This is a genomic window from Cupriavidus sp. WS, assembly GCF_000395345.1.
Lineage (GTDB): Bacteria > Pseudomonadota > Gammaproteobacteria > Burkholderiales > Burkholderiaceae > Cupriavidus > Cupriavidus basilensis_B.
In genome coordinates, this window is the sequence record NZ_AQPL01000172.1 from 1 (window position 1) to 2,835 (window position 2,835).

A 2,835-nucleotide genomic window follows, 5' to 3' on the forward strand; every position below is an offset into this window, starting at 1 on the left:
TGAGTCAGTGGCCGGCGGGTGCGCTTGCCTGCGCCCGCCGCGCCGTGCATTGCCAATCATCGCGAGGTGCCTTCGATGCGTCAAATGGAAATGAGCAAGGTCTTTACCCTGATGGAGTCCGGCCCGGTCGTCCTGGTGACGACCCATGACGGGCAGAAGGACAACATCATGACCATCTCGTGGACGATGGTGATGGACTTCACGCCGGTGTTCGCGCTGACCACGGGCGCGTGGAACTACTCCTACGCGGCGCTGCGCAAGCACGAGGAATGCGTCATCGCCATTCCGACGGTGGACATGCTGGACACGGTGGTCGGCATCGGCACGTGCTCCGGCGCGGACACGGACAAGTTCGCCCGGTTCAGGCTCACGCCGGTGCCGGGCAAGGTCGTCAAGGCGCCGCTGATCCGGGAGTGCTTCGCCAACATCGAGTGCAAGGTCATCGACATCGTGAAGAAGCACGACATCGTCGTGCTGGAGGCCGTTGCCGCGTGGATCGATCCCGAGCGCAAGGAGCAGCGCATGGTCCACGCCGTCGGCGACGGCACGTTCATCGTCGACGGGCGCAAGTTCGACCGGCGGGAGATGATGGCCTCCAAGCTGCCACCGGGCGTGTAGCGCACCCGCGCAAGCGCAGGCGGGCGCGCATTGCGCCGCCGCGGCGCCGGCGAAAGTGCATGCTCCCGCGCCCCGTTCGCCATGCCCTTGCACACCCCCGTGGCCATCGACTACGTTGATTCTCTGAGGCCGGCGTGGCCGCTTTGATGGGGACCAACGATGAACAGGGTCATAGGACACCTGGCCGCGCTCGTTGCCTTGGGCCTGTGTGCCGCCGGCGGAGCACGGGCAGCCGACGCCGGCTGCGGGCCCGCGCCGGCCGAGGGATCGGTGCGCTGCGACGATCCCGGCAGCGGGATGCGCTGCTCGCTGGTGACGGGCGAGCGCCCGCGCAACCAGCGCCCGTGGTGCGGCAGCGCGGCGCTGACGAGCCGCTATGAACGCATCCACGCCGAGCAGCAGCGGCTGCTGCGCGCCGGCGCGATTCGCGATGCGGATGTCGACGCGTGGCGCGCCCGGCGCGATGCCTGTGAATCCGCATCCTGCCTCGAGAGCCTGTATCACGAATGGTGGCGCTGGCGCGATGCGGGCCGCTTCCGTTCCGGGCTGCCATCCGTGCCGCCATCCGCGCGATCGTCCGTATCGCCTTCCGCATCCTCTTCCGCGGCGCTTCCCGTGCCGCCTTCGGCGCAGCCCGCCGCCAGCGTCGCGGCGCGCGTTCCGCCAAAGCCGGCACCTGTGCCCGCCGTGGCGGAAAGGGCATCGCCGGCGCCGGCGGAGGCCGGCGCGCCGGATGTCCTGGATGCTTCGGGCACTTCCTCGGATGCCTCGCCGGGCGGCACCGCCGTGGCGCCCGCCGCGTCCCCGCTGGATTCGGGCGTCCCGGTTTCGCCGGCCTTGCTGGGCGGCGTCGCCGCGTTCGGCATGGGCGCGGTCTATGCGTGGCAGCGCCGGCGCGGCCGGGGCGCGGCACCGGGCCACGGACGGCGCCGGGCCATCTCCGCGGTCATGGCGATCTTCTATGGCCTGCTGATCGTCAACGCCTTGCTGCTGCCGTTCACGCTGGGCTGGAGCTGACCGCCACCGACCAGCCGGCGCTAGCGCCCGGTGAGCAGCAGCAGCGCTTCTTCCACGCGCTTGAGGTGCGCCTCGCTGACCCGCCCGATCGGCGCGTTGCCGACGAAGCGGTGGTTCGACACGGCGCGGACCTGATCGACCAGCAGGTCGGTTTCCCGGGGCGGCTCGCCCGGCTTGGCGAACTTGCCCGCGCGCACGCGCAGCGGAAAGCCGTCGCCGCCGGCGTCCTCGTAGATGTCGGTGGTGCCGGGCAGGACGATGGTGGTCGGGTGGCCGGCCTGGTTCAGGATGTCGGTCTGGATGACGAGGGCCGGGCGCCCCGCCTTGCCCGGTTCCTCCTTGTGGGTCTGCGGGGACAGGTCGATCACCCAGACCTCCCCGCGCCGGTGTTGTGGCCTAGGCAAGCCCGTCCTCCAGGCTGTCGTCCATGGATTCGTTTTCCGCCAGCGAGCGGGCCGACAACCGGCGCGACAGGAAGGCCATGCGCTCGGCCATCGCGCGCTCGTTTTTCTCGCGCACGGCCTCGCGGACGTAGTCCGAGCTGGACATGCCGGCGCGGCGGGCAAATTCACGTGTCTGCATGGCGAACTCCTGCGTCGTGCGGAAGGAAAGGGTGGTCTGGGCGGGCTGAGCGGAGGCGGCCAGGGTCATCGCGGTCACTTGGCATGGTTACTCGGATAGACGCCATTGTATTCCTTTTTTACGTGCGATTTTGTATTACCGATGGTATTACAACAGGATGTGTTGTCACTGGGGGACGGGAAGGGCTTCCGGCGAATCCGTCGCGCATTTGTCGCCCATCCGCCGCTCATCCGCCCCGCGTCAGCCTCGTATCCACCCGCCGCCGGAAAACCCGGCGCGATGGCGGTGTCTTCGATTGTGGCTTGCCGCCGGCGCAAGGCAATGCGGCGAATTCTCAAAATTCGGCGCGGCGGCGCCGCGCATGGAATATTCCGCCGGGCTGGCGTGTTTACCGATCAGGCCCGGCGCACGCATCCGCGCCGACACTGGGGGAATGGTCATGGCATATCGCTTACCTGGATGGCTGGGCATGGGCGCGGCGGCTGCCGCGCTGTGCGCCTGCGCATCGCTCGAACCCGCGCAGACCGCGCAGAAGCTGATCGGCAGCCCGGAGAGCACCGTGCGCCAGGCGTTCGGCGCGCCCACGGAAACCTATCGGCTCGACGGCGGCACCAGCCG

At 69.3% G+C, this 2,835-nt stretch carries 5 protein-coding genes; 2 read left to right on the top strand and 3 right to left on the bottom strand.

All coding sequences use genetic code 11. The features are described 5' to 3' along the window. Positions 1–75 precede the first annotated feature (75 nt). Positions 76–618, top strand: a complete 543-nt coding sequence (locus K206_RS0115040; RefSeq protein ID WP_029043665.1) for a flavin reductase family protein — start codon at positions 76–78, stop codon at positions 616–618. Between the two features lie 270 nt (positions 619–888). Then, positions 889–1,635: a GntR family transcriptional regulator gene (locus tag K206_RS42835; protein WP_155888078.1), complete on the top strand. Its 747-nt coding sequence runs from the start codon at positions 889–891 to the stop codon at positions 1,633–1,635. 20 nt (positions 1,636–1,655) lie between these two features. On the opposite strand, the gene K206_RS0115050 is transcribed toward K206_RS42835, so the two are convergent. The 3 genes from K206_RS0115050 to K206_RS42840 form a co-directional block, all read right to left on the bottom strand. Then, positions 1,656–2,039 (bottom strand): type II toxin-antitoxin system PemK/MazF family toxin, encoded by a 384-nt coding sequence (locus tag K206_RS0115050; RefSeq protein ID WP_029043667.1) that lies wholly within the window; start codon positions 2,037–2,039, stop codon positions 1,656–1,658. Continuing rightward, on the bottom strand, positions 2,032–2,286 hold the full coding sequence (locus K206_RS0115055; protein WP_052165880.1) for a hypothetical protein: 255 nt from the start codon (positions 2,284–2,286) through the stop codon (positions 2,032–2,034). The genes K206_RS0115050 and K206_RS0115055 overlap by 8 nt, the downstream gene beginning before the upstream one ends. Before the next feature lie 171 nt (positions 2,287–2,457). Then, on the bottom strand, positions 2,458–2,658 hold the full coding sequence (locus tag K206_RS42840) for a hypothetical protein (protein WP_155888079.1): 201 nt from the start codon (positions 2,656–2,658) through the stop codon (positions 2,458–2,460). Positions 2,659–2,835: the final 177 nt, after the last annotated feature.